The sequence below is a fragment of the Mesorhizobium sp. M0048 genome (assembly GCF_040323405.1).
GTDB lineage: Bacteria > Pseudomonadota > Alphaproteobacteria > Rhizobiales > Rhizobiaceae > Mesorhizobium.
Map to the genome: position 1 here is coordinate 61,359 of NZ_JAMYUV010000017.1, position 25,696 is coordinate 87,054.

At 63.6% G+C, this 25,696-nt stretch carries 23 protein-coding genes and 1 tRNA gene; 13 read left to right on the forward strand and 11 right to left on the reverse strand.

Going from position 1 to position 25,696, the window contains the following annotated elements:
• Window positions 1-10 precede the first annotated feature (10 nt).
• Genes NKJ84_RS16750 through NKJ84_RS16765 form a run of 4 tightly spaced genes read right to left on the reverse strand, consistent with a single transcriptional unit; the run spans window position 11 to window position 5,023 of the window.
• Window positions 11-1,177, reverse strand: coding sequence for an NAD(P)/FAD-dependent oxidoreductase (locus NKJ84_RS16750; RefSeq protein WP_352507371.1), 1,167 nt, complete (start codon window positions 1,175-1,177; stop codon window positions 11-13).
• 30 nt (window positions 1,178-1,207) lie between these two features.
• Window positions 1,208-2,794 carry an ATP-binding protein gene (locus tag NKJ84_RS16755; RefSeq protein WP_352507372.1) on the reverse strand — a complete coding sequence of 529 codons (1,587 nt, stop codon included), beginning with the start codon at window positions 2,792-2,794 and terminating at the stop codon, window positions 1,208-1,210.
• The gene (locus NKJ84_RS16760) at window positions 2,782-3,474 is read right to left on the reverse strand and encodes a response regulator transcription factor (RefSeq protein ID WP_352507373.1); all 693 of its coding nucleotides are present in this window, start codon (window positions 3,472-3,474) and stop codon (window positions 2,782-2,784) included. The genes NKJ84_RS16755 and NKJ84_RS16760 overlap by 13 nt, the downstream gene beginning before the upstream one ends.
• Before the next feature lie 4 nt (window positions 3,475-3,478).
• On the reverse strand, window positions 3,479-5,023 hold the full coding sequence (locus NKJ84_RS16765) for a DUF4153 domain-containing protein (RefSeq protein WP_352507374.1): 1,545 nt from the start codon (window positions 5,021-5,023) through the stop codon (window positions 3,479-3,481).
• A gap of 278 nt (window positions 5,024-5,301) precedes the next feature.
• On the opposite strand from NKJ84_RS16765, the gene NKJ84_RS16770 reads away from it, so the two are divergent.
• Window positions 5,302-6,183 carry an HpcH/HpaI aldolase/citrate lyase family protein gene (locus NKJ84_RS16770; protein WP_352507375.1) on the forward strand — a complete coding sequence of 294 codons (882 nt, stop codon included), beginning with the start codon at window positions 5,302-5,304 and terminating at the stop codon, window positions 6,181-6,183.
• Between the two features lie 28 nt (window positions 6,184-6,211).
• Window positions 6,212-6,418, forward strand: a complete 207-nt coding sequence (locus NKJ84_RS16775) for a DUF1737 domain-containing protein (RefSeq protein WP_352470863.1) — start codon at window positions 6,212-6,214, stop codon at window positions 6,416-6,418.
• A gap of 294 nt (window positions 6,419-6,712) precedes the next feature.
• On the opposite strand, the gene NKJ84_RS16780 is transcribed toward NKJ84_RS16775, so the two are convergent.
• Window positions 6,713-7,135: a metallopeptidase family protein gene (locus NKJ84_RS16780; protein WP_023680515.1), complete on the reverse strand. Its 423-nt coding sequence runs from the start codon at window positions 7,133-7,135 to the stop codon at window positions 6,713-6,715.
• 233 nt (window positions 7,136-7,368) lie between these two features.
• Here NKJ84_RS16780 and NKJ84_RS16785 point away from each other — a divergent pair, with 233 nt between their 5' ends.
• From NKJ84_RS16785 to NKJ84_RS16800, 4 genes are all read left to right on the forward strand, one after another.
• On the forward strand, window positions 7,369-8,121 hold the full coding sequence (locus tag NKJ84_RS16785) for a DUF3800 domain-containing protein (RefSeq protein WP_352507376.1): 753 nt from the start codon (window positions 7,369-7,371) through the stop codon (window positions 8,119-8,121).
• 171 nt (window positions 8,122-8,292) lie between these two features.
• The gene (locus NKJ84_RS16790) at window positions 8,293-9,375 is read left to right on the forward strand and encodes an ImuA family protein (RefSeq protein ID WP_352507377.1); all 1,083 of its coding nucleotides are present in this window, start codon (window positions 8,293-8,295) and stop codon (window positions 9,373-9,375) included.
• Window positions 9,308-10,786: a DUF6504 family protein gene (locus NKJ84_RS16795; RefSeq protein WP_352507378.1), complete on the forward strand. Its 1,479-nt coding sequence runs from the start codon at window positions 9,308-9,310 to the stop codon at window positions 10,784-10,786. The genes NKJ84_RS16790 and NKJ84_RS16795 overlap by 68 nt, the downstream gene beginning before the upstream one ends.
• Window positions 10,783-14,091: an error-prone DNA polymerase gene (locus tag NKJ84_RS16800; protein WP_352507379.1), complete on the forward strand. Its 3,309-nt coding sequence runs from the start codon at window positions 10,783-10,785 to the stop codon at window positions 14,089-14,091. Before NKJ84_RS16795 ends, NKJ84_RS16800 begins: the two co-directional genes overlap by 4 nt.
• A gap of 31 nt (window positions 14,092-14,122) precedes the next feature.
• On the opposite strand, the gene NKJ84_RS16805 is transcribed toward NKJ84_RS16800, so the two are convergent.
• From NKJ84_RS16805 to NKJ84_RS16820, 4 genes are all read right to left on the reverse strand, one after another.
• The gene (locus tag NKJ84_RS16805) at window positions 14,123-14,362 is read right to left on the reverse strand and encodes a Trm112 family protein (RefSeq protein ID WP_352507380.1); all 240 of its coding nucleotides are present in this window, start codon (window positions 14,360-14,362) and stop codon (window positions 14,123-14,125) included.
• A gap of 84 nt (window positions 14,363-14,446) precedes the next feature.
• The gene (locus NKJ84_RS16810; RefSeq protein WP_023675985.1) at window positions 14,447-15,118 is read right to left on the reverse strand and encodes an LON peptidase substrate-binding domain-containing protein; all 672 of its coding nucleotides are present in this window, start codon (window positions 15,116-15,118) and stop codon (window positions 14,447-14,449) included.
• A gap of 163 nt (window positions 15,119-15,281) precedes the next feature.
• Complete coding sequence (trxA, locus tag NKJ84_RS16815; protein WP_352507381.1) at window positions 15,282-16,274, reverse strand: thioredoxin; 993 nt, start codon at window positions 16,272-16,274, stop codon at window positions 15,282-15,284.
• A gap of 102 nt (window positions 16,275-16,376) precedes the next feature.
• Window positions 16,377-16,874 (reverse strand): prolyl-tRNA synthetase associated domain-containing protein, encoded by a 498-nt coding sequence (locus tag NKJ84_RS16820; protein WP_254817917.1) that lies wholly within the window; start codon window positions 16,872-16,874, stop codon window positions 16,377-16,379.
• Window positions 16,875-17,106: 232 nt separating this feature from the next.
• Between NKJ84_RS16820 and NKJ84_RS16825 the strand changes: the two genes are divergently transcribed.
• A tRNA-Gly gene (locus tag NKJ84_RS16825) sits at window positions 17,107-17,181 on the forward strand.
• 141 nt (window positions 17,182-17,322) lie between these two features.
• On the opposite strand, the gene NKJ84_RS16830 is transcribed toward NKJ84_RS16825, so the two are convergent.
• The gene (locus NKJ84_RS16830; RefSeq protein ID WP_352479722.1) at window positions 17,323-18,195 is read right to left on the reverse strand and encodes a ferritin-like domain-containing protein; all 873 of its coding nucleotides are present in this window, start codon (window positions 18,193-18,195) and stop codon (window positions 17,323-17,325) included.
• 398 nt (window positions 18,196-18,593) lie between these two features.
• Here NKJ84_RS16830 and NKJ84_RS16835 point away from each other — a divergent pair, with 398 nt between their 5' ends.
• Both NKJ84_RS16835 and NKJ84_RS16840 read left to right on the forward strand, forming a co-directional pair.
• Window positions 18,594-18,932, forward strand: a complete 339-nt coding sequence (locus tag NKJ84_RS16835; RefSeq protein ID WP_254817926.1) for a hypothetical protein — start codon at window positions 18,594-18,596, stop codon at window positions 18,930-18,932.
• Between the two features lie 187 nt (window positions 18,933-19,119).
• Window positions 19,120-20,358: a M24 family metallopeptidase gene (locus NKJ84_RS16840; RefSeq protein WP_352507382.1), complete on the forward strand. Its 1,239-nt coding sequence runs from the start codon at window positions 19,120-19,122 to the stop codon at window positions 20,356-20,358.
• Between the two features lie 15 nt (window positions 20,359-20,373).
• Here NKJ84_RS16840 and NKJ84_RS16845 read toward each other — a convergent pair whose 3' ends face one another.
• Complete coding sequence (locus NKJ84_RS16845; protein ID WP_352507383.1) at window positions 20,374-21,246, reverse strand: helix-turn-helix domain-containing protein; 873 nt, start codon at window positions 21,244-21,246, stop codon at window positions 20,374-20,376.
• A 106-nt stretch (window positions 21,247-21,352) separates the two neighbouring features.
• On the opposite strand from NKJ84_RS16845, the gene NKJ84_RS16850 reads away from it, so the two are divergent.
• From NKJ84_RS16850 to NKJ84_RS16865, 4 genes are all read left to right on the forward strand, one after another.
• Complete coding sequence (locus tag NKJ84_RS16850; RefSeq protein ID WP_254817929.1) at window positions 21,353-22,624, forward strand: extracellular solute-binding protein; 1,272 nt, start codon at window positions 21,353-21,355, stop codon at window positions 22,622-22,624.
• A gap of 232 nt (window positions 22,625-22,856) precedes the next feature.
• Window positions 22,857-23,717, forward strand: a complete 861-nt coding sequence (locus NKJ84_RS16855) for a carbohydrate ABC transporter permease (protein WP_352507384.1) — start codon at window positions 22,857-22,859, stop codon at window positions 23,715-23,717.
• Entirely contained in the window at window positions 23,714-24,580 is an 867-nt protein-coding gene (locus NKJ84_RS16860; RefSeq protein WP_352507385.1) for a carbohydrate ABC transporter permease, read from the forward strand. Before NKJ84_RS16855 ends, NKJ84_RS16860 begins: the two co-directional genes overlap by 4 nt.
• Window positions 24,581-24,588: 8 nt before the next feature.
• On the forward strand, window positions 24,589-25,686 hold the full coding sequence (locus NKJ84_RS16865) for an ABC transporter ATP-binding protein (RefSeq protein WP_023675944.1): 1,098 nt from the start codon (window positions 24,589-24,591) through the stop codon (window positions 25,684-25,686).
• The last annotated feature ends 10 nt before the right edge of the window (window positions 25,687-25,696 follow it).

The following is a 25,696-nucleotide window of genomic DNA, read 5'->3' on the forward strand; positions in this document are numbered from 1 at the left end:
CGGGCTAGCGTTAAATTACATTCAATTCCCGAAACGGCCGCCCATCGGCGATCCGGCTATACCCGAACGCCGAGCAATCCACCGTGCGATAGCCGCCATGCACGATCAGTTCGGCCAGCGCCTTGCCGACGGCCGGCGCCTGCTGCAGGCCGTGGCCGGAAAAGCCGTTGGCGAAGAGGAAATTCTTCACCTCAGGATGCGGGCCGATCACCGCATTCTGGTCGAGCGTGTTGTAGTCGTAATGGCCGGCCCAGGCACGTGTCGGCTTGATCGCCTCGAAGGCGGGAATGCGGGTGGCCAGCACCGGCCAGATCACCTCTTCGAACAGCGGCCAGTCGGGCTCGAAATCACCGGGGTCGGCAGGACCGTCGCCCTCTTCCGGCTCGGCACCGCCGGTGATGTAGACCGAGCCCTCCGGCCGGACATAGATGCCTGAGGGATCGACCAGCAGCGGCATGTCGGCGTATTTTTCGCGTGCCTCGAAGACGAAGACGTTGCGCTTGCGCGGCTCCACCGGCAGCGCCAGCCCGGCCATATCAGCCACCTTGCCGGCATTCGGCCCGGCGGCGTTGATAACGGTGCCGGCCTCGAGCCGCTCGCCATTGTCGAGGCTGACGCTGGCGACGCGGTCGCCCTGGCGCTCGATGCCGGTCACATCGGCGGTGATGAAATCGATGTTTTCGCCCCGCAGCGCCTTGCGGAACAGCATCAGCATCGCATGCGCATCGAACCAGCCTTCGCCGCTGCGGCCATAGGCGCCGGCGGTGATGCCCTCGGCCGACAGCCATGGAAACCGGCGGACAAGCGCCTCCGCATCCTCAAGCACGATGTCGGCGCCCTCGGCCATCTGCGCCTCGTGGTTGGCCTTGAGGATCGGCAGCCCGTTTTCGCCGGCAAGGATAAGATAGCCGCCTTCGCGAAAGCCGATATCGGCGTCCGCGCCAAACTCTTCCCTGAGCCGCCGGAACAGTTTCAGCGTGAATTGCGACAGCCGGATGTTTTCCGGGATCGAGAACTGCTGGCGGATGGAGGCGCAGGACAGCGTGGTCGCGGCGCGGGAAAATTGCGGGTCGCGCTCGACAAGCGCGATCGAGCCCGAAAACCCTTCCTCGCGCAGATAATAGGCGACCGAGGAGCCGACGATGGCTCCGCCGATGATGACGATGTCATAATGCACCTTTTGGCCCTTCCGATCTGAACCGCCGAGTCACGCCGCCGGCAGGATGATCTCGAAGCGCGTGCCGCTCGCTGAGTCAACCAGCCGGATCGTGCCATCATGCGCTTTCAGGAGGGCCAGCACGATGCCGAGGCCCATACCGGTGCCGCCTGAATCGCGGCGCGTGGTGAAAAACGGCTCGAAGATGCGAGCCTGGTTGCTGGGCGAAATGCCGGCGCCGTCGTCGCTCACCTGGATCGTCGCCTTGCCGTCCGCGCTCGCCGCCGCAACGGAAACGAGCGTTGCGCCATGCCGCGCCGAATTGTCGATGAGATTGGCCAGCACGATTGCCGCGTTCTCGGCCGAGATGCGCAGGCCGATATCGCTGCCGGCCTCGAGGCGCATCGCCAGCCTGTCCTCGGCCGGCAGCAGCGCCAGCGCAGCACCGAGCGACGTGCTTTCGCCGCTCGGCTCGAGATTTTCGGCGCGCGCCAGGTCGAGCAGGCGGCGCACCAGAAGGTTGAGCCGGCCGGCATCGGTGACGATATTGTCCGAAAACCGCCGCCGCTCGGCCTCGTCCATCGCGCTGCCCGAATCGCGCAGCAGTTCGGCGGCCCCCTGGATCGCCGTCAGCGGCGATTTGAGCTCGTGCGAGACGTGGGTGGCAAAGGTCTGGATGCCGTCGGAGCGTGCGTGCAGCTTTTCGGCCATGTCGAGGAAAGCAGCAGAGAGTTCACCCATTTCGCGCGTGCCGTGGTGATCGAGCGGCCTGATCGCCGCGCGGTCGCCGGCGGCGATGCGTTTCGTGCGTTCCATCAGCGCATAGATCGGACGGCTGACGGCGCGCAGGAAGACCAGCCCGATCAGCAGCGCGCCGCCGAGGATGGCGATTGCCGCCAGCGCCACCTTGCCGCGCTCGCCATAGAGATGCTTGACGATGTTGTTCGGCGTCCGCGACAGATAGACGACGCCGGCGACCTTGCCGGAGACCGCAACCGGCATGGCCACGAAGACGCGAACCTTGGTGCCGCGGCTGACCGAATAGAGCGGCGGCGACGGCTGGTCGGGAACCCGCAGCCTGAGCGCGCTGGCGTAGCGGCCGGCAAGCGCTGCGCGAACCTCTTCGACAGCCGCGAGCGACAGGCCGGCCTCCTCACGGCCGGCGATGACCACGCCTCTGGGATCGAGCAGCCGGAAGCCGGCGAGCGTGGTCTTCTGCGTCTCGGCAAGAATGCCCGACAGGCGTGCGCCCCTTTCCGCGCATGCGGGGTGGGCGCTGGGCGCGGTGGGCGCGGGCCGGGGCGGCAGGATCCCGTCGGACGCAAGATCGAGGCCCGGTTCGATCGGCTGGTAGGGAGAGGCCCGATCGCTGGTGTTGGGTGAAGGCACGGGTGCGCCTAGCTTTTCCGGGGCAAGGCCGGCCTCGCGAACCTCTTGCGCATAGATCGCGCCAAGGGCGGCGCCTTGGGCGATCAGCTCGGCCTCGGTCTGCCTGATCAGCTGGTTCTCGTAGAGCCGGAAGAAAAACAGGCCGGCCAGCGGCAGCGCCATCACCATGATCAGGATGGCGATGACGACCGTGGCGAGGCGAGGCCGCCATTTGCTGCCAATCAGTTCTTGGGCGCTCACGCGCCGCATCCGCCCAGCCGAAAACCGACGCCGTGCACGGTCTCGATCGCGTCGACGCAGCCGACGGCCGCCAGCTTGGCGCGGATATTGCGGATATGGCTGTCGACGGTGCGGTCTGCGACATGGATATTGGCCGCATAGGCGTTGGCCATCACCATGTCGCGGCCAAGCACATGCGCCGGCCGCGCCAAAAAGCCTTTCAGAATCGCGAATTCGATCGACGTCAGCGCCAGCGGCTTGCCGTCGAAGCTGGCTGTATGGCTTGCCGGAACCAGCAACAGTCTGCCATGCGAGAATTGCCGGTCGTCGGCTGGTTCCGGCGTGGGCCGGGAGCGGCGCAGGATGACGTTGACGCGGGCGACCAGCTCGCGCGGGCTGAACGGCTTGGTGACATAATCATCGCCGCCCATCTCCAGCCCGAGCACGCGGTCGATCTCTTCATCCCGCGCGGACAGGAACAGCACCGGCAGGTCGGATGTGTGGCGCAGCCGCCGGCACACTTCCAGCCCGTCCATTTCCGGCATGCCGATGTCGAGCACGACGAGATCGGGCGCATGGCGCTCTATCGCCTGCAGGGCAGCCGCGCCGTCCGGCACCGCCAGCGTTTTCATGCCGGCCTTTTCCAGCGCGAAGCAGATGATTTCGCGAATGTGCGGGTCGTCGTCGGCGACCAGTATGTGGTTCGGCATCAAATCAGCGGCCCGGCATGAAGGGTTCGGACATCGGAGGAACCACGAACGGGCCACGCCTGTCGAGGGCGCGGTTGAGCCGCCAGTCACGAAAGCTCCAGCCCCGCCAGTTTTCCTGGCCGGCGCGGAAGCGTGCTTCGTCCTGTGCATACCAGCCGGCGAGTTCGCGGATGGAGGCATCCTCCGCGGAAACCGTCCTGCTCTGGTGCTGGACGAAGCGATCGAGCGCTGGCAAGGCGCCGGGCCCGAGCGAGCGCAGGTACCAGACGTCGAGCTGGGTGCCTTGGCCGGTCATTTCGAAGCAATGGTCGACATTGTAGTTGGCGATCAGCGCGGCAAAGTTGATGAACGAGCAGGCATAGAGCGTCGCCGATAGCGTCAGAAGATTGGCGGCAAACAGCCATTCGTTGGACTTTTCGCGCGCGATGCGGGCTATGATCAGGACAAGGCCCGCCGCCACCAGCCCCATCCAGACGAACGCAGCGACACGCCAATAGGTCAGCGCATAGATACCGACATAGAGATCGAGCCGCAGGATCGACGAGACCACCAGGAGGATGTTCTGCGCCACCCAGGCATAAACCAGCCGGCGGATGAGCGGATCGCCGGAGGTCGCACTTCCCGGCCGCAGCGCCGCCAGCACGAAGCCGGCGGCCAGCAGCGCCGTGACGATCAGCGGATAGGCGCCGCGATGCGCGTAGGCGGCATAGGTCAGCCGGTCTGGAAGCGCGATGCCGCCCCACAGATAGGTGGCGTCGAGTGCGCTCTGCACCGCGAACAGGATGTTGAAGACGACGAGCGCGCGGAGGATAGCGGCCTTGCCGAAGACGATGTCCTCGATGGTGGTCCTGGTGGCCGGCGTCGCCGGTGCGCTGGCTGGCGACACCCTGCGGCGGCGGAGAAAGCGCGGCAGGCGCGGCTGCAGAAATGCCCAGACGCAGGCAAGCACGAACAGCCAGAAGGCGAGACGTGGCAGCTGGACGAGGTCGAGCAGTGCCATCAGGTCGATCAGCGAGAACCAATATTCAATGACCGGATTGGCGGCGCCGAACAGCGCGAGGAACACTGCGCCGAGGCCCAGCGGCATGACCCAGACGGCGATCGCCGCAAGGCGCACGCGCCGCCGGCCAAGCCGCCGCGCCGCCGTGCGCCAGCGGAAGAAATCAAGGACGAGCCGAAATGGCGTTGCAAGCAGGAACAGCGAGAGTTGGCCGGCAATACGGGCAAGGCCGCGCCGCAACCGTCCGGCCAGTGAAAGCGCGAAGATGGCCAGCCCCGCCAGCGCGATCGAGACGGACAGTGCGCTGACATTTTCCACAAGCGGCAGCAGCGCCATGAGCAGCGCAACCGGCTTGAACCAGAATTTGCCATCGTTGAAGGAGCCGAGAGGATGGAGAGCCATGCTCGCCGCGGCAATCGCAACGCCGAACAGGAAAAGCGTGATGCCCGCCGGTTGGCCATAGAAGAAAAAATCGGCCAGCGCGACGAGCAGGACGGCAACGCCGAAGCGGTTGCAATAGCTCGGCGCCGCCGGGAGGAATACTATCATGATCGGGCTTTCTCGGCGGCTTTGATGCGGCCGGTGGGCGGGGATTTCCGGACGAAAGGGAGGAGGTTTACCGAAGTCCGGGGCGGATCGACGAGCCACCAGCTTTCGCGGCGAAGCCGGTACGGCAGGGACCAACGGGAGTTCGTTTGCTCTTGCATGCCGCCCTTGTCGCATCCGGTCGGGTGGCAAGCGGGGCGGAGACGAGGAGATTTTCCGAAGTTGCGTGCAGTTTTTATGCACGGCTTGCCTCGGCCGGCTGCAGACGGCATAGATCGGAGATGACCACCGAAAGCTACCGCCCGCGCCGCTCGGTGCTTTACGTCCCGGCTTCGAACGACAAGGCGCTGGCCAAGATCCAATCGCTGGCCTGCGATACCGTCGTCATCGATCTCGAGGACGCCGTCGCCCCGGCCGACAAGCCTTCCGCGCGCGAAAAGCTGGTGGCGATTTTCGCCGGCCATTCCAACCGGCGCTGCGAGATGGTCGTGCGCATCAACGCGCTGTCGAGCGAGTGGGGCGGCGCCGACCTGCTGGCCGCGGCAAAATGCTCGCCCGACGCCATCCTGCTGCCCAAGGTCGACACGCCGCGCGACATTCTCGAGGCCGGCGACGTGCTCGACGACAATTTTATCGCCGACGAAGTCAAGCTATGGGCGATGATCGAGACGCCCAGGGCGCTGCTCAATATCGGGCCGATCGCTGAGCTCGGCCGCGACCCGGCCTCTCGACTGGTTTGTTTCGTTGCCGGAACGAACGACCTGGTCAAGGACACCGGCATTCTCGCCACGCCCGATCGGCGCTATCTCGTTCCATGGCTGATGCAGATGGTGCTCGCCGCGCGCGCCGGCGGCCTCGACCTGCTCGATGGTGTCTTCAATGATTTTCGCGATATGGACGGGTTTGCGCGCGAGTGCACGGAAGCGGCCGCCATGGGTTTTGACGGCAAGTCGCTGATCCATCCGGCTCAGATCGAAGCCGCGAACCGCGCCTTTGCACCGTCGCCCGAAGCAATAGCCGAAGCGCGCGCGGTCAAGGATGCCTTCGCGCTCGCCCAAAATACCGGTAGGGCGGTAGTTGCGCTGAACGGCAAGATGGTCGAGCGGCTGCATCTGGCGCAGGCCGAAAAACTGCTGGCGAAGGCCGCCGCTGTTCGCGCATGACTAACGCAACTGACGACAGGATTGAAGAATGAAACTCTACCGTTTTCTGTCCGGTCCGGACGATTCCAGCTTCTGCCACAAGGTGACGGCGGCGTTGAACAAGGGCTGGCACCTGTTCGGCTCGCCGACCTATGCCTATGACCAGGAAGCCAAGACCATGCGCTGCGGCCAGGCCGTGGTGAAGGACATCGAGGGCCAGGAATACGGCCCCGACACCAAGCTCAGCGATTGGTAGGGAGGTTCGCTGAAGCGCTCGTCCTTCGTCATCCTAGGGCGTAGCAGTCGCGAAGCGACGTCGCGGAGTACCCTAGGATCCATGCCGTTACCTCTGCCGAAGGGCACGGCGGATCAGGATTAGTCTAGTGTGATCTACCACCGATCGGGATAGCCCCGTTACCCAGAACGGGATGATGAGCGTTCGGTTCTGCACCGCCGGCGCACTGCATCACTATCACGGCATGGATCCTGGGGTCTGCGCCGCGTCGCTTCGCTCCTTGCTCCGCCCCAGGATGACGAGGAGCGGGGTCGCTCACTCCGCTGCCTCTTCGATCTTCTCCATATCGTCGTCCGACAGGCCGAAATGGTGGCCGATCTCGTGGATCAGCACATGGGTGACGATGTCGCCCAGCGTTTCCTCGTTCTCGGCCCAGTAGTCGAGGATGGCGCGACGATAGAGGGTGATGCGGTTCGGCCCCTCGCCGGTCTGCGGATTCCAGCGCTCGGCGATGCCGCGCCCCTCGAACAGGCCGAGCAGGTCGAAGGGCGTTTCCAGCGAAAGGTCGTCCATGATCTCGTCGGTCGGGAATTCGGCGATCTGAATGACGATCTCGCCGGTCAACTTGCGAAAGTCCTCCGGCAGATGGGCATAGGCCTCCAGCGCCAGGAGCTCGATTTCCTCCATCGTTGGCGAAAGCTGGTCGTGCCAGATGCGTGTTTGGTAGATGCGAGCCATGCTTTGTCCTTTGATCCCGGCATATAGGCTTTCAGGCCGAACTCGGCAAATGGTCGGGCTGCCGCCTTTGCCCCAGGATCATAAGCAGGAATAAATTCAGCGTGTCGTAATTCGCGTACGCACTGAGGAGGTGGTACCGTGCTGAACAAATTTCGAGCCGATGAGTCGACGGAAATGGTGGAAGGCGCGTCCTAGAGTTCCGCGACACCTTTCTTGCCCCTCGGGAAGGTTTGGTGGTCGTGATTGAGGTCTACCTAGACGAATCTGGCACTGACCATGACTCGCAAATTCTTTCCGTATCCGCCGTTTGGGCTTCAAAAGAAGACTGGCAGATCTGGACCCTCGAGTGGATCGTGGCGAAGGCGCCGATAAAAATTCACCACTCGGTCGATTGCCATAACAGGCATGGGGAGTACGAAGGGTGGACCCGTGAAGAGCGAGATAGACACGTCAAGCGCATCCTGCCGGTAGTCAAAAACCACTACATTCGGGGCATTATCGCCGCCGTCGACAGGCGGAAACTGAGCGAGGTCTTGGCTCACAAACATAGCTTAGCCATCAAGCCGGAAGACATGGTACGCGGCTGGTACTACATCTGCCTGCAATGGGCCCTTCGCAGCACGTGGGAGAAACTCGCATCGGAAGGCCACGATAACATCGCATTCGTCCATGAAGCCAACCAGTACAGCGCGGCGGCGACTGAGGCGTTCCAGCAAGTCCAGCGGCATTTTCCGGGAAAATCGGCGACTTTCAATTTCGGCTCAAAAACTAGGCACCCACCGCTTCAATGCGCAGACGTATTGGCATATGAGGGGAACCATCAAATGAGGAATTTTCGCGGTCCCCTACGAAAAACCCTCCAAGCTATCGACCCTAGCTTCAGCCGCTTTAGCTTTCGCAAATATGACGATGAAGAAGTCGATCAAATCGCCGACTTTACCGCCCAATATTTGAGACGCGTCGCTTCAGAATTGGCTTCAGGCTAGAGTCAAAAGCCGCCCCCTTTTTATCAACCCCAGGCTCCCGAGCGGTTTCCTTGAAAAGCTCGGATTGCTCTTTCTGGGAATAAATTCCCCATGACTCCGCTTGACTCTTCGGGCGGCCTCTGGAATCTATAGGAACATAACGGGAACAATTGTGAGTGGAAGCTGACCGTCATGGCGACAAGCGCCGTGGCGCGGGAGACTGTTTTTGCCCTGCGCCGCCAGATCGCGAAGATCGAAGGGACCTTGCCCGAGCGCCTGGAGGCGCCGGCCAGTTCGTCGTTTGACGCGGATGTCCCTCGTCAGAGTCTGACACCCTCTCGGCATCCGACACCCGCTCGGAATCTGACCATTGTCCGGCGCGGCCTCGCCGTGGCGCCGCCCGATGCGTTTTTGCGCACCGGCGCCGAGCGCCTCGATGCTGCGCTGAGCGGCGGCCTGCCGAAGGCGGCGGTGAGCGAGTTTCATGGCGCCGCGACCCGCGATGCCGGGGTCGTTGCCGGTTTTGCCTTGTCGCTCGTCAGCCTGATCCTAAGCCAGGGGCCGCGATTGCCGGTGCTGTGGATCGGCACATCAGAGGTTTTCCGCGAGGCCGGCTTTCCCTATGCCAGGGGGCTTCACGCCTTCTTCGGCATCGAGCCGGAGCAATTGCTGTTTTCCGAGGCGCCAAGGCTGCTCGATGCGCTGTGGATCGCCGAGGAGGCTGCCCGGATGACGGCGCTGGCCGCCGTCATCCTCGAAATCCGCGGCAGCCCGCAGCGGCTTGACCTCACCGCGACGCGGCGGCTGCACGCCCGCGCGCAGAGTGCGGGCCGGCCGCTGTTCCTGCTGCGCCAGGCCGGCGAGCCCGAACCGACGGCAGCGCCCGTCCGCCTCATCCTGTCGGCGGCACCGGCGGCAACGCGTAAGACGCTTGCCGGGCCGCTCGCCGGCTCGATCGGCCGGCCCGCCTTCACCGTCGCCATCGGCAAGAGCCGCACGGCCTTGCCCGGAAAATTCACACTGGAGTGGAACCCCGATGAACGCATATTCGAAGAAAGACGGGGCGAGCAAGGAAGGTCTCAGGAATGGGCCCCAGAACGGCCAAAGAATCCTATCCCTGTGGTTTCCGCATCTCGCCGCCGAGAGAATCCTGCGGCAGCGTCTGGGGCGGTCCTGGCGTTCCCGGCCGTCGGATCACCTGCCGCTGGTGATCAGTCACCGCGACCGGAACGCCCAGCGCATCGCCGCCCTCGACGAGCGGGCCGAGGCGCTTAATCTGAAGCGCGGCATGGGCATAGCCGACGCACGCGCCATGCATCCCTCGATCGACATCGTGGAGGCCGATCCGGAGGCCGACCGGCGCCTGCTCGAAGGCCTCGCCGACTGGTGCGACCGCTATACCCCGCTGGTGGCGCTTGACGGGACCGACGGCCTCTATCTCGACGTCACCGGCTGCACCCATCTTTTCGGCGGCGAACGCTCGATGCTGGACGATATCCTGTCGCGTTTTTTCCATCAGGGCTTCGATGTCCGCGCCGGGCTTGCCGCCACGCCTGGGGCTGCCTGGGCGGCGGCGCGGTTTGCTGGCGACCGCATCGTGCCCGATGGTAAGGAGGAAGCGCTTCTCGCGCCCTTGCCGCTGGCGGCGCTGCGCATCGACCCGGAGGTACGCGCCAGCCTCGAAAGCGTCGGCCTGCGCACGGCGGGCGCCGTCATGGCGGCACCGCGCGCGCCGCTGGCCCGCCGCTTCGGCGCATCGCTGCTCTTGCGTCTCGACCAGGCGCTTGGCCGCCTCGAGGAGGCCGTGTCGCCGCGCCTGCCGGTCGCACCGCTTTCGGTCGAGCGTCACCTTGCCGAGCCGATCATGCTGACCGAGGACATCGAGCGGCTGACCGGCATGCTGGCGACCACCTTGAAGAGCGACCTCGAGCGTCGCGGCGAGGGCGCAAGGCGGCTGGCGCTGCTGCTTTTCCGCGTCGATGGCGGCGTCAGCCGCATCGCCGTCGGCACCTCGCGGCCTCTGCGCGAGCCGCGGCTGATCCAGAAATTGTTCCACGAAAGGCTTGCCGCGCTCGAACAGGATATCGACGCCGGCTATGGCTTCGATCTCGTGCGCCTTTCGGTGCTGACCGCCGCCGCCTTCGACATGCAGCAGGCCGACCTTGCCGGCGAGACGAGCGACGACGGTGCCGATATCGCGCTTTTTGCCGACCGCATCCGCGCCCGGCTCGGCGAAGGTGCGGTCTTGAAACCGGTCGCCGTCGAGAGCCATCTGCCGGAGCGCGCCGTCGCCACCCTTCCCTTCGCGGAAGTGCCGCAGAGAACCTCGCCGCCGAAGCAGCCGGACAAGGCGAAGGACGCTCCCACGACCGTCTTCCAGCCGGAACGGCCGATCCGGCTTTTCCGTGCGCCCGAGCCGATCGAGGTGCCGGCCACCGAAATGCCGGAAGGCCCGCCTTTGAACTTCCGCTGGCGGCGCGCGCTCTACCGGGTCGCGCGCGCCGAAGGGCCGGAGCGCATCGCGCCGGAATGGTGGCGAGGGGCGGCGGGACGAGAAGATGCCCCGACCCGGGATTATTTCCGCATCGAGGATGCCGACGGCCGCCGTTACTGGCTCTATCGCCAGGGCCTTTACGGCGCCTCTCAAGTCCCGCCGCGCTGGTTCATGCATGGGATCTTCGCATGAATGCGCTGACGGCCATCCCCTATGCCGAATTCGGCATTCAGTCGAACTTCTCGTTCCTGCGCGGTGCCTCGAAACCGGAGGAGCTGGTGGTCGCGGCAAAATTCCTGGGGTTTTCGGCGATCGGTCTCGCCGACCGAAACACGGTGGCGGGCGTGGTGCGCGCCTGGCAGCAGGCCAAGGTGGAGGGTGTTTCCTATCATCCCGGCTGCCGCCTGGTTTTTTGCGACGGCACGCCGGACATCCTCGCCTACCCGCAGGACCGCAAGGGCTGGGGTCATCTGTGCCGCATGCTGACGCAGGCCAATCTGCGCGACGAGAACGAAAAGGGCGCAGCGCTTCTCAAACAGAGCGATCTTCTCGAATGGGGCGATCTCCTGTCGCTGGCCATACTGCCGGATCTGTCGGCGGACGCGGAAGCTGGCCTCGAACTGATTAGCCGGCTCAGGGATCGCTTCGGCGAAAACCTGAGGCTGGCGGTTTCGCCGGATTACCGCGGTAACGACCGCTTCCGTATCGAGCAGGCGGCGGCGATGGCCGAGCTGGCCGGCATCCCGCTGATGGCCACCAACGACGTGCTCTACCATACGTCGGAACGGCGCCCGCTGCAGGACGTGCTGACGGCGATCCGCCTCAATGTGCCCGTCGCCGAGGTGGGGCTGGAGCTGGCGGCCAATGCCGAGCGTCACTTAAAGCCGCCGCTGGAGATGGCACGGCTTTTCCGCAGGCATCCGCAAGCGCTGGCGGAAACGCTGCGTTTTGCCGGCGAGCTGACCTTCTCGCTCAGTGATCTGCAATACAACTATCCCGACGAGCCGACGGAATCGGGCCTCGGGCCGCAGGCCGAGCTGGAAAGGCTGGCCAAGGAGGGGGCCGCCATCCGCTACCCCTCGGGCGTGCCCGCTTTTGTGACGCAACGCATCGAGGAGGAGCTCGCCCTGATCGAGCGCCTGAACTACGCGCGCTATTTCCTGACTGTCCACGACATCGTCAAATTCGCCCGCAGCCAGAACATTCTCTGCCAGGGGCGCGGCTCCGCCGCCAACTCGATCGTCTGCTTCTGCATCGGCATCACCGAAGTTGGCCCGGACAAGATCGACACGCTTTTCGAGCGCTTCATTTCCGAGGAAAGAAACGAACCGCCCGACATCGACGTCGATTTCGAGCATGAAAAGCGCGAGGAGGTCATCCAGTACATCTATTCCAAATACAGTACCAAGCGCACCGCGCTGGCCGCTGCCGTCGTCAGCTACCGGGGCCGCTCGGCGATGCGCGAAGTGGCCAAGGCGATGGGCCTGTCGGACGACGTCCGCAGCGCGCTGTCCAGTTCGATCTGGGGCTGGTCGACCTCGGAACTCGGCGAAAAGGAGACAAAAGCCGGCGGCCTCGATCAGACCGATCCATCGACAAGGCACGTGATCGAATGCGCCAACGAGATCATGGGCTTTCCCCGTCATTTGTCGCAGCATGTCGGCGGTTTTGTCATCACCAGGGACCGGCTCGACGAGATCGTGCCCATCGTCAAGACGGCGATGGACGAGCGCAAGATGGTCGAGTGGGACAAGGACGACCTCGACGCGGTGAAAATCCTTAAAGTGGACGTGCTGGCGCTCGGCATGCTGACCTGCCTGCAGCGCGCCTTCACCCTGCTCCGGGATCATTATCCGGAGGCGCGGGACGATTACGGCCAACCCTATGTGCTGGCCACTCTGCCTGCCGAGGACAAGCGTGTCTACGACATGATCTGCCGCGCCGACACGATCGGCGTCTTCCAGATCGAATCCCGCGCGCAGATGTCGATGCTGCCGCGGCTGCGGCCGAAAAACTTTTACGATCTCGTCATCGAGGTGGCGATCGTGCGGCCCGGCCCGATCCAGGGCGACATGGTCCATCCCTATCTGCGCCGCCGGCAAGGCAAGGAAAAACCCGAATACCCCAAGCCGGAACTGGAAAAAATCCTCGGCAGGACGCTGGGCGTGCCGTTGTTCCAGGAGCAGGCGATGAAGATCGCCATCGTCGCCGGCGGCTTCAGGCCGGGCGAGGCCGATGAACTGCGCCGCGCCATGGCGACGTTCAAGCGCACCGGCACGATCGGCAATTACCGCAAGAGAATGGTCGACGGCATGGTCGCCAAGGGCTACGAAAAAGACTTCGCCGAGCGCTGCTTCAAACAGATCGAAGGCTTTGGCGAATACGGCTTTCCCGAAAGCCACGCCGCCTCCTTCGCCCTGCTGGTCTATGCCTCCTGCTGGTTCAAGACCTTCTATCCCGACGTGTTCTGTGCCGCGATCCTCAATTCCCAGCCGATGGGGTTTTACCAGCCGGCTCAGCTTGTCCGCGACGCGCATGACCACGGCGTCGAGATCCGCGACGTCGACGTCAATTTTTCCGGCTGGGATTGCGCCTTGGAGAAATCGCCTTTCGATCCGGATCGTATCCTTGACCGCCATGCCCAGATGCGCGGCGTCATCCGGACCAGCCATGCCGTCCGGCTGGGTTTTCGCCAGGTCAAGGGCCTGTCGAAGGAGCGCATGGAGACCTTTGTGCTGCGACGCGGCGACGGCTACGCATCCGTGCGCGATGTCTGGCTGCGCTCGGGCCTCAACGTCGACGAGATCGAAAAACTGGCACAGGCCGACGCTTTCCGCTCGCTTGGATTGAACCGCCGCGACGCTCTATGGGCGGTCCGCGCGCTCGACGGCAAGAGTGCCGCCGAAAAGCTGCCGCTGTTCGATCAGCCGGCGATCCGCTTGCGCGATCTCGAGCCTGAAACCCGGCTCCCGGCAATGCCGCTCGGCGAGCACGTCGTCCACGACTACCGCTCGCTCGGCCTGTCGCTGAAGGCGCACCCGGTCGCCTTCCTGCGTCAAAGGCTGGATCGGTCCGGCGTCACGCCCAATGCGCGGCTCGGCCAGGTGCGGGACGGCCGCCGCGTTTCGGTCGCCGGCCTCGTGCTGGTGCGGCAGCGGCCGGGCAATGGCAAGGCGATTTTCCTGACGCTGGAAGACGAGAATGCGGTCGCCAATATCATTTTCTGGGAAAGAACCTTCAACCGCTTCCGCCCCATCGTCATGGGCGCGCGTTTCATCCGCGTCACCGGCAAGCTGCAATCGGAATCGGACGTCATCCATATCGTCGCCGAGAAGGTCGAGGATCTGACGCCGTGGCTGTCGGTGCTGCTCGAGGAGGCAAGGCTTGTGGATGAACCTTCGAGCGGCCCCGAGGAGAAGCGGCCCGATAGCATCGCGCAAACGGAACTATTGGGAAAGGCAGAGAAGGTCATGCCCAAAGGGCGCAATTTTCAGTAGAACATGGCTGGCTATTGGCCTCTTCTCTTCGTCAGGCCGTTCCGCCCAGGCGCGGTGGCGTGGGCACGGCATCGTCAATGGTGATCGTACGTGCCTCCGAGGGCAGCATGATCGGAATGCCGTCCCGCACCGGATAGGCAAGCTTTGCCACCCGCGAGATAAGCTCGCCGCGCTCCGGATCCCAGGCAAGCGGCCCCTTGGTCAGCGGGCAGGCCAAGAGTTCCAGCAGCTTGGGATCGACAGTCCTGTTCCCGTCACGTCCATCCGCCATTCGATCCATCCTTTCCACAAGGCGACCGCTTCAGGTTTTTGCGCGTGGCCTCCCCTTCTCCCTTGTGGGAGAAGGAGGGCCAACCTACTGCAAACTCGAACCGAAATCCTCATTGTCGCGCGCCAGCGCCATTTCGGTGATGGCGATCAGGGTCTCGGCGCGTGTCTTCAGATCGGCCGCTTCGAGCAGCGCCTGTTTCTCGGCCGGCCCGTAGGGTGCCATCATCGACAGTGCGTTGACCAGCATGGCGTTTTCGGCGCGGCTGACGCTCTCCCAGTCGGCCTCCAGATCGTTGGCCTGCAGATAGGCGCGAAACGCTTTCAGCAGCGCCGGCCGGTCGATCTCGGCGTCTGCCTGCTCCTCGTCGAGATCGGCGAGAAAAGGTGCCAGCCGGCACTGGCGGAACGGCGTCTTGACCGTGAGTTCCTGAACAATGCGGAACCGGCACACGCCCTGCAGCGAAATCAGGTAACGGCCGTCGCCGCTCTCGGACAGCGCAATGATGCGCCCGGCACAGCCGACATTGCAGAGCTCCGGCTCGCCGTCTGGACGCAGCGCACCGTCGAGGCTGGGCTGGATCATGCCGATCAGCCGCGGCCCGGCGATCGCTTCGTCGACCATCTGCAGATAGCGCGGCTCGAAGATGTTGAGCGGCATACGGCCTCCCGGCAACAGCAATGCGCCCTCAAGCGGAAAGATCGGCATGGTCGACGGTAAGTCCGCAGCGAGCCGGTAATGCGCGTTTCCCGCCTGCACCTCAATCCTCCGATCGCTTTGTCAGGAAGCGCACCAAATCCGTCTCCTCCCGGCCGGCACAAGGCGCAACACCGGAAACCTGAAATCGAACGCCGTCCGAAAACCTAATCTGGCGCAGCTGCCGCCCACCGCAAGCCCGCGCGACAAAACAGTCTGCGCCGGCTCAGGAAAACAGCAGCGACGACAATTTGCGCCGTGCCGACAGCGTTGCTTCGTCGGTCATGCCCCATGCCTCGAAGAGCTGCAGCAACTGGGTTCTGGCGCCGTCGTCGTTCCACGAGCGGTCTGCCTTGATGATCGCCAGCAGATTGTCGGCCGCCGCCATGCGATCACCCTTGCCGTTCTGGATCATGGCAAGCTCGAACCGTGCCTGGTGATCCCCGGGATTTTCGGCCAGCCGCCGTTCCAGTTCCGCCGGATTGCCGAGCACTGCTGCTTGCGCGGCGAGCGCCATTTTGGCCCGCAGCGCGGCGAGCTGGGGCGCATCCTTCTTCGCTTCCGGCGCCCGCGCCAGCACCGCCTCGGCACCTTCGGCATCGCCGGCCTCGAACAGCAGGTCGCCCAAGCCGGCGATCGCCTCGATCGTCTCCGGCGCCTGTTCCAGGATGGCATCGTAGATGTCGGCCGCTGTCTGCACATCCCCGGCGTCGCGCGCCTCGGCAGCCGCGGCCAGCGCTTCGGCCACTTGCGGCGCGCCACCGTTCTTGCCGCCAACCTTCTGGATGAATTGCGTGATCTGGCTCTCGGGAATGGCGCCCATGAAGCCGTCGACCGGCTGGCCGTCCTTGAAGGCAATGACCGCCGGTATCGACTGGATGCCAAGCTGGCCGGCGATCGACGGATGGTCGTCGATATTCATCTTGACCAGCTTGACCTTGCCGCCGGCGGCTTTCACCGCCTTCTCCAGCAGCGGCGTCAATTGCTTGCAGGGGCCGCACCACGGCGCCCAGAAATCGACCAGCACCGGCTGGCGACGCGATTCCTGGATGACGTCTGCAGCAAATCCAGCGGTCGTTGTGTCCTTGATGACGTCGGCCGGCGCCTTCGCAAGCGCGACCTTCTCACGCGCGGCATCGGTGCCGCCATATTGCACGGTGGTGGCATACTGGCGGCCATTGCTGCCAAATGGGCCGCCAAAGGGGTTGCTATCGCTCATCTCTCGTCGCCTTTCGGTCGCGCCGCCGGCCAAGGGACGGGCGCAACATCCTTCTTTAGAACCCGGTTTCAGTCACCCCGGTCTTAGTCACCCATGTGGCGATCATGCCGAGACTTTCAAGATAACAGCATCATGTCCGGTTGCCTCGACGAATTTGACCAGGTCCGCGGCAGCGATGGAAGTCGTCGCTTCATTGGTCAGCGGGTGGGCATTGACCACCGCATGGCTCATCAGCTTCTCGTCCAAAACGACCTTGACCCTTCGCTCGGTGTCGTTGATCAGCCCGAACACCGTGACCGCGCCCGGGACGACGCCGAGAAGCTCCATCAGCATCTCCGGCCGGCCGAAAGACACGCGCCCCGCAGCGCCGATCAGATGGTGGATCTGCTTGAGATCGACCACCGCCTCCTCGTCGACGCTGACCAGGAAGAAATTGTCCTTCTTGTCCTTGAGGAACAGGTTCTTGGTGTGGCCGCCGGCAATCTCACCGCGCAGCGCCTGCGAATCGGCGACCGTGAACAGCGGCGGATGCCGCCGCGTCGATACCTCGATCCCGAGTCCGGCAAGAAAGGCGAAAAGTTCGGCTTCGGTCTTCGGCATCGGTCTTTCTTCTGGTGGCCCGCTTTCAACGGCTTGTTTGGCTAACGCCGTTTACGGCCAATGATGCGGCCAAGACAAGTCCGTCGCGCAACGCGGGGGGTGATTGCCTTGCGACGTCCGGAGGAGCGCTTCTCCGCATTGCCGGCGAAGCAAAAAAGCCTGCGAATTCCCTGTTGCAATCGCCGCGCTCTTCAGCCATATAGGCGCGGCTTGCGGCCCAAAAGCCGCGCGAGCGGGTGTAGCTCAGGGGTAGAGCACAACCTTGCCAAGGTTGGGGTCGAGCGTTCGAATCGCTTCACCCGCTCCATTTCTCTCAAGGGAAATCAAGCATCGAAAAGCCGCGGTCCGCCGCGGCTTTTTCGTTTTTGCGCGCCAACAGGGCGCAGCGCGCCGAATCGGCTGGCCGCGCGCGCAAGTTCATTTGCCACGAGATTCATCCGCAGACCGCTCAGGTGCTTTTGAGCGTTCCGTTCATTCCGTTCGGGTAGAAGCCGCCCTTGCTGACGCCTTTCTGGTCGGTCAGATAGACGATCCGAAGCACTTCTTGCGGCGTCCTCGTGAAGGCGATTGCATCCGGGGTCGATGGAACGATATTGGCTTTGCCGTCCACTCGGATGCCCTGGTCCTTGTCTTCCGGTCCATCGATCTTGTCGCGGGCGTCGGAAACCGCATTGGCGGCCTTCCAGGCATCCTCGCCCATTCGGTAAAGCGACGATCGCGCCATCCCCATGTGGTAGGCCTCAACGGCCAGAATGCCAGCGGCGGCGGCCTGGAAATCCTTGTTTTTCAGAAGGGGCGCGGCGCCGGCATAGGCAGTGACGCCGACATCCTCGAACAGCATGCCGCCGAGCACGAAGTTCATCTGGTTGCCGAAAGGATCGAAGTCCGCTCCGAGCCCCGCCGCCTTGGCAACCGCCGCAAAGCCCGCATCGAAATCGATTGCCGGCCGGTCGACGGCATCGCTTCCAAGTGTCTTGCGATAGAACCTGACATGGGCAAGTTCGTTTTCGGCGACCTCACGCATGAACTCGCCGATTGCAGGCGTGTCAAAGCGAACCTGTTTGCCGCCAGCCACAGCGCCGGCCTTCGGGCCGGCATCCGAGTCATCGATCCCTTTTCCGGTTGTGCCGCGCAGGTAATATTCGGCTTCCATATATTCGAGATTGAGGGCGAACCGGAAAATGTCTTCGTCTTTGACCTCATCCTGCGCATAGGCGCGGGAAACCGGGGCAAGCCCGGTGGCCGAAGCGAGCGTCGCTCCCAGGCCAAACTGCAATGCGCGGCGGCGTGAAACACGAAATGCAGGCGTGACGCGGATCATGGCTTCCTCCCAAAAGCCCGCCGGCATCAAACATTTTGGCACCTCAAAAGCGGGCCTGCGCTCCCAACTTCACGAACTGTGGAATGTTCCTCAATCGCCTTAAATGATCTCGCCGGATGGCGAGCACCGAGGTTTCCTCGATTGTAACCTCATGTCAGCCGACGCACATGCGCTGTAGCGGCGCTGGATCTGACGGCAGCAAAATCCAGCCGTTGCGGTCGTCCGAAGTACGCTGTCGATAAAATTCAGGACTTTTGCGTGCCGGTTTCGGACCAAGGTCCATCTTGCAGAATACTGTATTTGAACAAAGCTAGGTAACAGCCGGCTTTCACATTGGAAGTCCTGACGTTTTTCATTTGGAACCCATCCTGGCGGGAGGGCGACTCGAAGGAGGAACTATGAAAACGCGCACCTGTCTATTCGCGACTGTAGCCGCTCTCACCCTTGTCGCATCTCCGGTACTCGCTGCTCCCGGCGGCAATGGCAATGGCAACGGCAATGGCGGCAGCAACGGCAATGGCGGAAACTCGGCCGGGGCCGGCTCGCAGGGACACGGAGCCGCCACTTCCGCCGCGGCCAGGGACAAGTCGACGCACGGAGTTGCTCACGCAGCGGCGGTCGTTGCGACGACACCGGCCTCGCCACAGGCCACGTTGGCCTTGCAGGCAGCGCTGGCAAGGCAGACCGCGGATGACGCGGCAGACACTGCCGACGACACTTCCGACGAAACCGAATAAGCTTTCGAAGCAGCCGCTTGTTGTGTTGAAAAGCCGCGGTTCGCCGCGGCTTTTTCGTTTCCCGACGACGAACTCTCAAGGTGAACAGCGCTTCCAGAAAAAAGCTGCTCCACGGCGGCACTGAAGCTACGCTAAGGCCAAACGCCGCCGCATCGGCGTCGGTTTCGATTGCATTCGAGGAGATCCCATGACCGGCTTTGTCGACCGCGAGCGCGCGACTGACCTGATGCAGCGCGCCGGCATCGAGGCGCTGGTGCTTTGCGAGCCCGAGGCGTTCCAATATGCCACCGGTGCCTGGATCGGCCCGGCAGGCCTGTTCCGGCGGGCCGGCGCCGGTTTCGTCGTTATTCCCAAGCGAGGCAACCTGCCGATCGGCGTCGTGGTGGCGGATTTCCAGGCTGCCCAGCTCCCGGCGGCGATGGCCGGCGCCATGGTACGCACGCATCCGATCTGGATCGAATCGGCGTCGCTCGAGCCGGCGACGGCCGACCGGCCTGTTGCGCAGCGCATCGAGGCCGGCCTGGTTGGCCGCGCCCCCGGTTTTTCACGTCCGGCGACCTTCGAGCTTGCCCGCTCCGTCCGCGAGCTGAAGACGATCCTCGCAGAATTCGGGCTGGAGCGTGCGACGCTCGGCATCGAGCTGGATTTCGTCTCGGCCAGCGATTTTTCCGCGATGCAGGCGATGTTGCCGGGCACTGCCCTGGTCAACGGTTCGCCGATCCTCGACCGGCTGCGGGCGATCAAGTCGCAGAGCGAGATCGACCTGTTGCAGCAGGGCATCGTCCTGTCGGAGGCCGGCCTGTCGCGGCTGCAGCAGCATGCAGCGGCCGGCATGCGTCAGTCTGAGCTGGTCGCGCTTTACCGGCAAGGCGTCGCGGATGTAGCCGGCGGGTCGTCGCAGCAAATCTCGACGGCGGAATACGTCACGCTGGGCGCTCGCCCAAAAGGCGCCGACGCGGTCGCCGCCGCCGGCGATCCGCTGAAGGCCGACATGGTGTGCAGCGTGAACGGCTATGCCTCGGATATGTCGCGGAATTTCACCTTCGGGCCGCCGTCGCCCGAACAGGCCGAATTGCATGCGATAGCCGAACGCGCCTTCGCCGACGGGCTTGCCGCGCTTATGCCCGGAAAGCCGTTGGCCGCCGTGCATCGCGCCGCCAGTGACAGCCTGGCGCGCCAGGGCCTGCGTTCCTATCGCCGCGGCCATTTCGGCCACGGCGTCGGCCATTCCGTGTTTTCCGAGCAATGGCCGTTCATCTCGGCCGACTGCGATGTCGCGATCGAACCCGGCATGGTGCTGGCATTCGAGATTCCGCTCTACATCGACAGTCTCGCCAGCTTCAATCTCGAGGACCAGTTCCTGATCACCGCCAACGGGCCGTCGCCGATGAACCGCCTGCCGAGACGTCTGGGGGTTATCGGCTGAATCCAGCCGGCGCCCTTATCTGGCGCCGGCCACGCCCCTGCGGAAATCCGACGGCGACATGCCGGAAAGCTTGCGGAACGACTTGTTGAACGCGCTGAGCGAGCCGAAGCCCGATTCCATGGCGACGCGCAGCACATTGGCATCCTGATGCATCAGCAGCGCCTGCGCGTAGCTGAGGCGCAGCAGATTCACATATTCATTGAGCGTCATGCCGGTCGATTTCTTGAAGATGCTCATGGCGTATTTGGGATGGATGTCGGCCGCCGCGGCGATGTCGACGCAATCGATCTCGTAGAGGAAATTCTCGGCGATGAAGTCGCACATGCGCCCGACATTGCGCAGCGATTGCTGATCGAACGGGCTGCCTAGCTCCTGTTCGACCGGCGTTTCCGGCACCAGCCGGTAGGGCTCGAACCGCACCCGCTCAAGCCGCAGCAAAAGCTCGTTGACGGCATGCTCCGCCTTGACCGGGTCGCCGGAGCGGGCATAGCGGTTCCAGCGCTCGAAATTGTGGTCGTCCGACCGGTCTGTGGCGTCGGTCACCAGCGTCGCGCCGGTCATCAGCCTGTTGCGGACGTCGACGGGCAAATGCAGCCGGAAGAAATGAACCAGCGGCAGATGCGCGCCGGCGTAGATGGCATCGTCGGAGGCTTCGTCCATCTGGTGCGGCAGGCCGCCCCAGAACAGGCACATGTCGCCGGCAGAAAGCGAAAGCCCGTGCCCGTCCATGCGGTAATGCACGGCGCCACGCACGATGAAATTCACCTCGACCTGGGCATGCCAATGTGGCTTGAGCATCACCAGGGGCTGGGTGTGGAACATTTGCAGCAGCAGCGGCAGGCCCTCCACGCTGCTGGCGCCAGGCTGGTAAAACGGCCTTTCCGGCATCTTACTTTCCGCTCATTTCTTATTCCCTTTGTCGCGGACAAGGCTTTCCCGAAGCCTAGTCTAGCCACGCTCGCAAACAGAGAGCAACTGAAATGGGAGGATTTCAATGCGCTTAAAATTGACCTGCGCCGCGCTCGCGCTTGCCCTGGGCTCCAGCCCAGCCTTTGCGCAGTCCGGTGAAATCACGATCTGGAGCTGGAACATCGCCGCTTCGTCGCTGAAGGCCACCATAGCGGGCTTCAACAAGCAGTATCCCGACATCAAGGTCACGGTCGAGGACCTCGGCAACCAGCCGACCTACGACAAATCGATCGCCGGCTGTGCCGCCGGCGGCGAGGGCCTGCCGGATATCGTGACGATCGAGAACGGCGAGGCGGAAAACTACTGGAGCCAGTTCCCGGATTGCTTCGTCGACCTGCACACGCTCGGCTACACCGCAGAAGACCAGGCAAAATTCCCCGACTTCAAACGTACCGAGCTCGAGGTTGACGACAAGGCCTATGCGATGCCCTGGGATTCCGGTCCAGTAGCGATGTTCTACCGCCGCGACTTCTATGAGAAGGCCGGCGTCGACCCGTCTTCGATCAAGACCTGGGACGATTTCATCGCCGCCGCCAAGAAGATCCAGGCCGCCAATCCTGGCGTGACGATGACCAACGCCGATTTCAACGGCGATTCCGAATTCTTCCGCATGATCTCCAACGAGCAGGGCTGCGCCTATTTCTCCGCCGATGGTCAATCGATCACCGTCAATCAGCCCAAATGCGTCGATGCCATGACCAAGATCAAGGAGATGAAGGACGCCGGCATCATTTCCTCTGCCGACTGGAGCACCAAGATCACTAACAACACCGCCGGCAAGGTCGCCAGCCAGATGTATGGCGGCTGGTATGAAGGCACCATACGCACGGAATCGCCCGATGGCGCAGGCAAATGGGGCGTCTATCTGATGCCGAGCCTGACCGCCGACGGTCCGCGCGCCGCCAATCTCGGCGGCTCCTCGCTCGCCATCACTTCGGTGTCGAAGAACAAGGAAGCCGCCTATGCCTATCTGAAATACACGCTAGGGACGAATGAGGGCCAGATCACCATGCTGAAAGGCTTCGGCCTGGTGCCGTCGCTGATCTCGGCGCTCAACGACCCTTATGTCTCCGAAGGCCTGCCCTATTGGGGTGGCCAAGCCGTGTGGAAGGACATCCTCGGCACCTTGCCCAAGGTCGTCCCCAGCCGCGGCACTCCGTTCCAGAGCGACGCCGAAATCATCATCCGCGCGGTGCAGACCAAATATCTGGCCGGCGGCTATCCCGACGCCAAGGCAGCGCTCGACGATGCCGCAAGCCAGATCGCCGCGGCGACCGGCCTGCCGGTCAAGTCGTGATCTGATACGGGATGGCTCCAGACTTCGTGATCTATTTCGAACGCTGGCGCTGCCCCTCACCCTTACCCTCTCCCCGTGAAGAACGGGGAGAGGGGAATCCCCCAGCATTGCGGCCAGGCAGGCGGATGAGGGGCGGCGCCGGCCTTCGAACAAGCCACCGTTTGCGGCGGCGCATCACCTGAACATCAACACCGCGCGCCCCAGCAGGCGAAAGCAGAAAGGAGGAAAACGAATGCGCTACCAGAACGCCACGGCTTATCGCTTCCTCGCGCCCTATCTGCTGATCTTCTCGATCTTCTGGCTGTGGCCGATCATCGATTCCTTCCTGATCTCGTTCCAGGCGACGCGCACCGTGCCGTGGCGGTTCGCGCCGACCTTCAACTGGGGCCGGCTGATCGGCGATCCCGCCTTCTTCAACGCCTTGAAGAACACATTGCTGATCCTCGTCATCCAGGTGCCGGTGATGATTTCCCTGGCGATTGTGATGGCGGTGCTTTTGAATTCGCCGCTGCTCAAGGCGCGTGGCCTGTTCCGCTTTGCCTTCTTCGCGCCGGTCGTGGTCGGCGAAGTCGCCTATTCGGCGGTTTTCCGGCTGATGTTCAATCTCGACTACGGCATCATCAACAAATTGCTGAACAGCATCGGCCTGCCCAGTGTCGACTGGTTTACCAACGTCACCCCGGCGATGGCGGTGATCATGATGGCGGTGACCTGGCGCTGGGCCGGCTACAACGCCATCATCCTGCTCGCCGGCCTGCAGTCCATCCCCGAGGATGTCTACGAGGCGGCAACCCTGGACCGGGTCAGCAAGGTCAACCAGTTCTTTTACATCACGCTGCCGCTGCTCAAGCCGATCATCGTGTTCTGCGCCGTGCTGTCGATCATCGGCACCATGCAGCTGTTCACCGAGCCCTTCCTGATCACCGAGCGCGGCGGGCCGGGCGGCGGCACCGAAACGCTCGGGCTGCTGCTTTACCGCCAGGGCTTCCGGTCGCTCAATTTCGGCTACGCTTCGGCCGTCGCCTACACCATGGCCGGGCTGGCGATTGCCATTTCGCTGGTGCAGATATGGCTGACGAGGGAACCGAAATGACCTCGCGCTCCCCAATCAGCCATTCCCGGGTCAGCCGTTCTCAGGCCAGATTGGGCCGCAGCATCGCGCTGCATCTGGTCCTGACGCCGCTGGCGCTGGTCTGGCTGTTTCCGCTGTGGATGATGGTGGTCTTTTCCACGATGCCCGACAATGGCATCTTCAGCCCCGACATCGAGCTTTTGCCGCACGGCAATTTCCTCGACAATGTCAGCAATCTGCAGCGCGGCACCAATTTCATCGGCGCCATCGGCATCTCCGTCTCGGTGGCGGTGACCTATACCTTCCTGTCGGTGATGCTCACCTCGATGGCCGGCTGGGCGCTGGCGCGTTACAACTTCTTCGGCAAGGGCATGGTCGTCGCCATCATCTTCGGCACCATCACGCTGCCCTATGCGGTCGTGCTTATCCCGCAATTCATCATGGTGGCGCGCGACTTCAAGCTCGCCAACACCTGGGTGGCGCTGATCGTGCCGCCGCTGTTCAACTCGCTGGGCGTGCTATTCATGCGACAGAGTTTTTCGATGATGCCGCACGAGCTGTTCGACGCGGCCAAGGTCGAGGGCGTCAAGGAATGGCGGATATTCCTGTTCGTCGCATTGCCTCTGGCGCGGCCGATGCTGGCGGCACTCGCCATCATCCTCTTCCTTGCCTCCTGGAACAACTATCTGTGGCCGCTGCTGATCAATTCCAAGCCTGGCGCAATGACCGCGCCGGTGGCGCTCGGCACGCTGATCGGTCTCACCAAGGTGTCCTGGGGCGGCATCATGGCGGGCGCGGTGATGCTGACGGCGCCAATGCTCGTCGTGTTCGTGCTTCTGCAGCGCCATTTCGTCGCCGGCATCGCCGCCGGCGCCATCAAGTAAGGATCAGCATGGCTGCAGTCACACTCAAAAACGTCATCAAGCGCTTCGGCGTCTTCGAGATCGTCCACGGCGCCAATATCGATATCGATGACGGCGAATTCGTCGTCTTCGTCGGCCCTTCCGGCTGCGGCAAGTCCACGCTGCTCCGGATGATCGCCGGGCTCGAGGACATCAGCGACGGCGAGATCGCCATTGGCGGCAAGGTGGTGAACGACGTCGAGGCAGCCGATCGCGGCATCGCCATGGTGTTCCAGTCGTACGCGCTCTATCCGCACATGACGGTCGAGCAGAATCTGAGCTTCGGCCTGAGAATGACCGGCAATCCCAAGGCAGATACCGAGCGGCGGGTGAAGCGGGCTTCCGAAATCCTGCGTATCGCCGAGCTGATGAAGCGGCGGCCGCGGCAATTGTCGGGCGGCCAGCGCCAGCGCGTCGCTATCGGCCGCGCCATCGTGCGCGAGCCGCAAGTGTTCCTGTTCGACGAACCGCTCAGCAATCTCGACGCCGAGCTCAGGGTGCAGATGCGCGTCGAGATATCGCGCCTTCACAAGGAGCTTGGCGTTACCATGGTCTATGTGACGCACGACCAGACCGAGGCGATGACACTGGCCGACAGGATCGTCGTCCTCAACGCCGGCAATATCGAGCAGATCGGCGCGCCGCTCGATCTCTACGACGACCCCGCCAACCGCTTCGTTGCCGGCTTCGTCGGCTCCCCGAAAATGAACTTTCTGGCGGCGAAAATGGTCGGGGCCGACAACGGCGCTGCGGTCGTCGAACTGGTCAATCATCGCGGCGCGCGACTGCGCAAGCCGCTTTCGGATGCGCTGCCTGCGACAGGCGGCGATGTCGTGCTTGGCGTGCGGCCGGAGCATTTCTTCGACGCCGGCCAGGGCGATTGCGACCTTACCCTCAAGGCCGACGTCGCCGAGCACTTGGGATCGGTGAGTTATGTCTATGCCAATTCCGGGACCGGGGGCGGGCGCGAGGAACTGATCATCGAGCGCGAGGCCTCGCGGCATCGCGCGAACGGCGACGACCTGGTGGTGTCGATCAAGGCCGACCGCTCGCTTCTCTTCGACGCCACCGGCGCACGCATTCGCTAACCCATCTAGT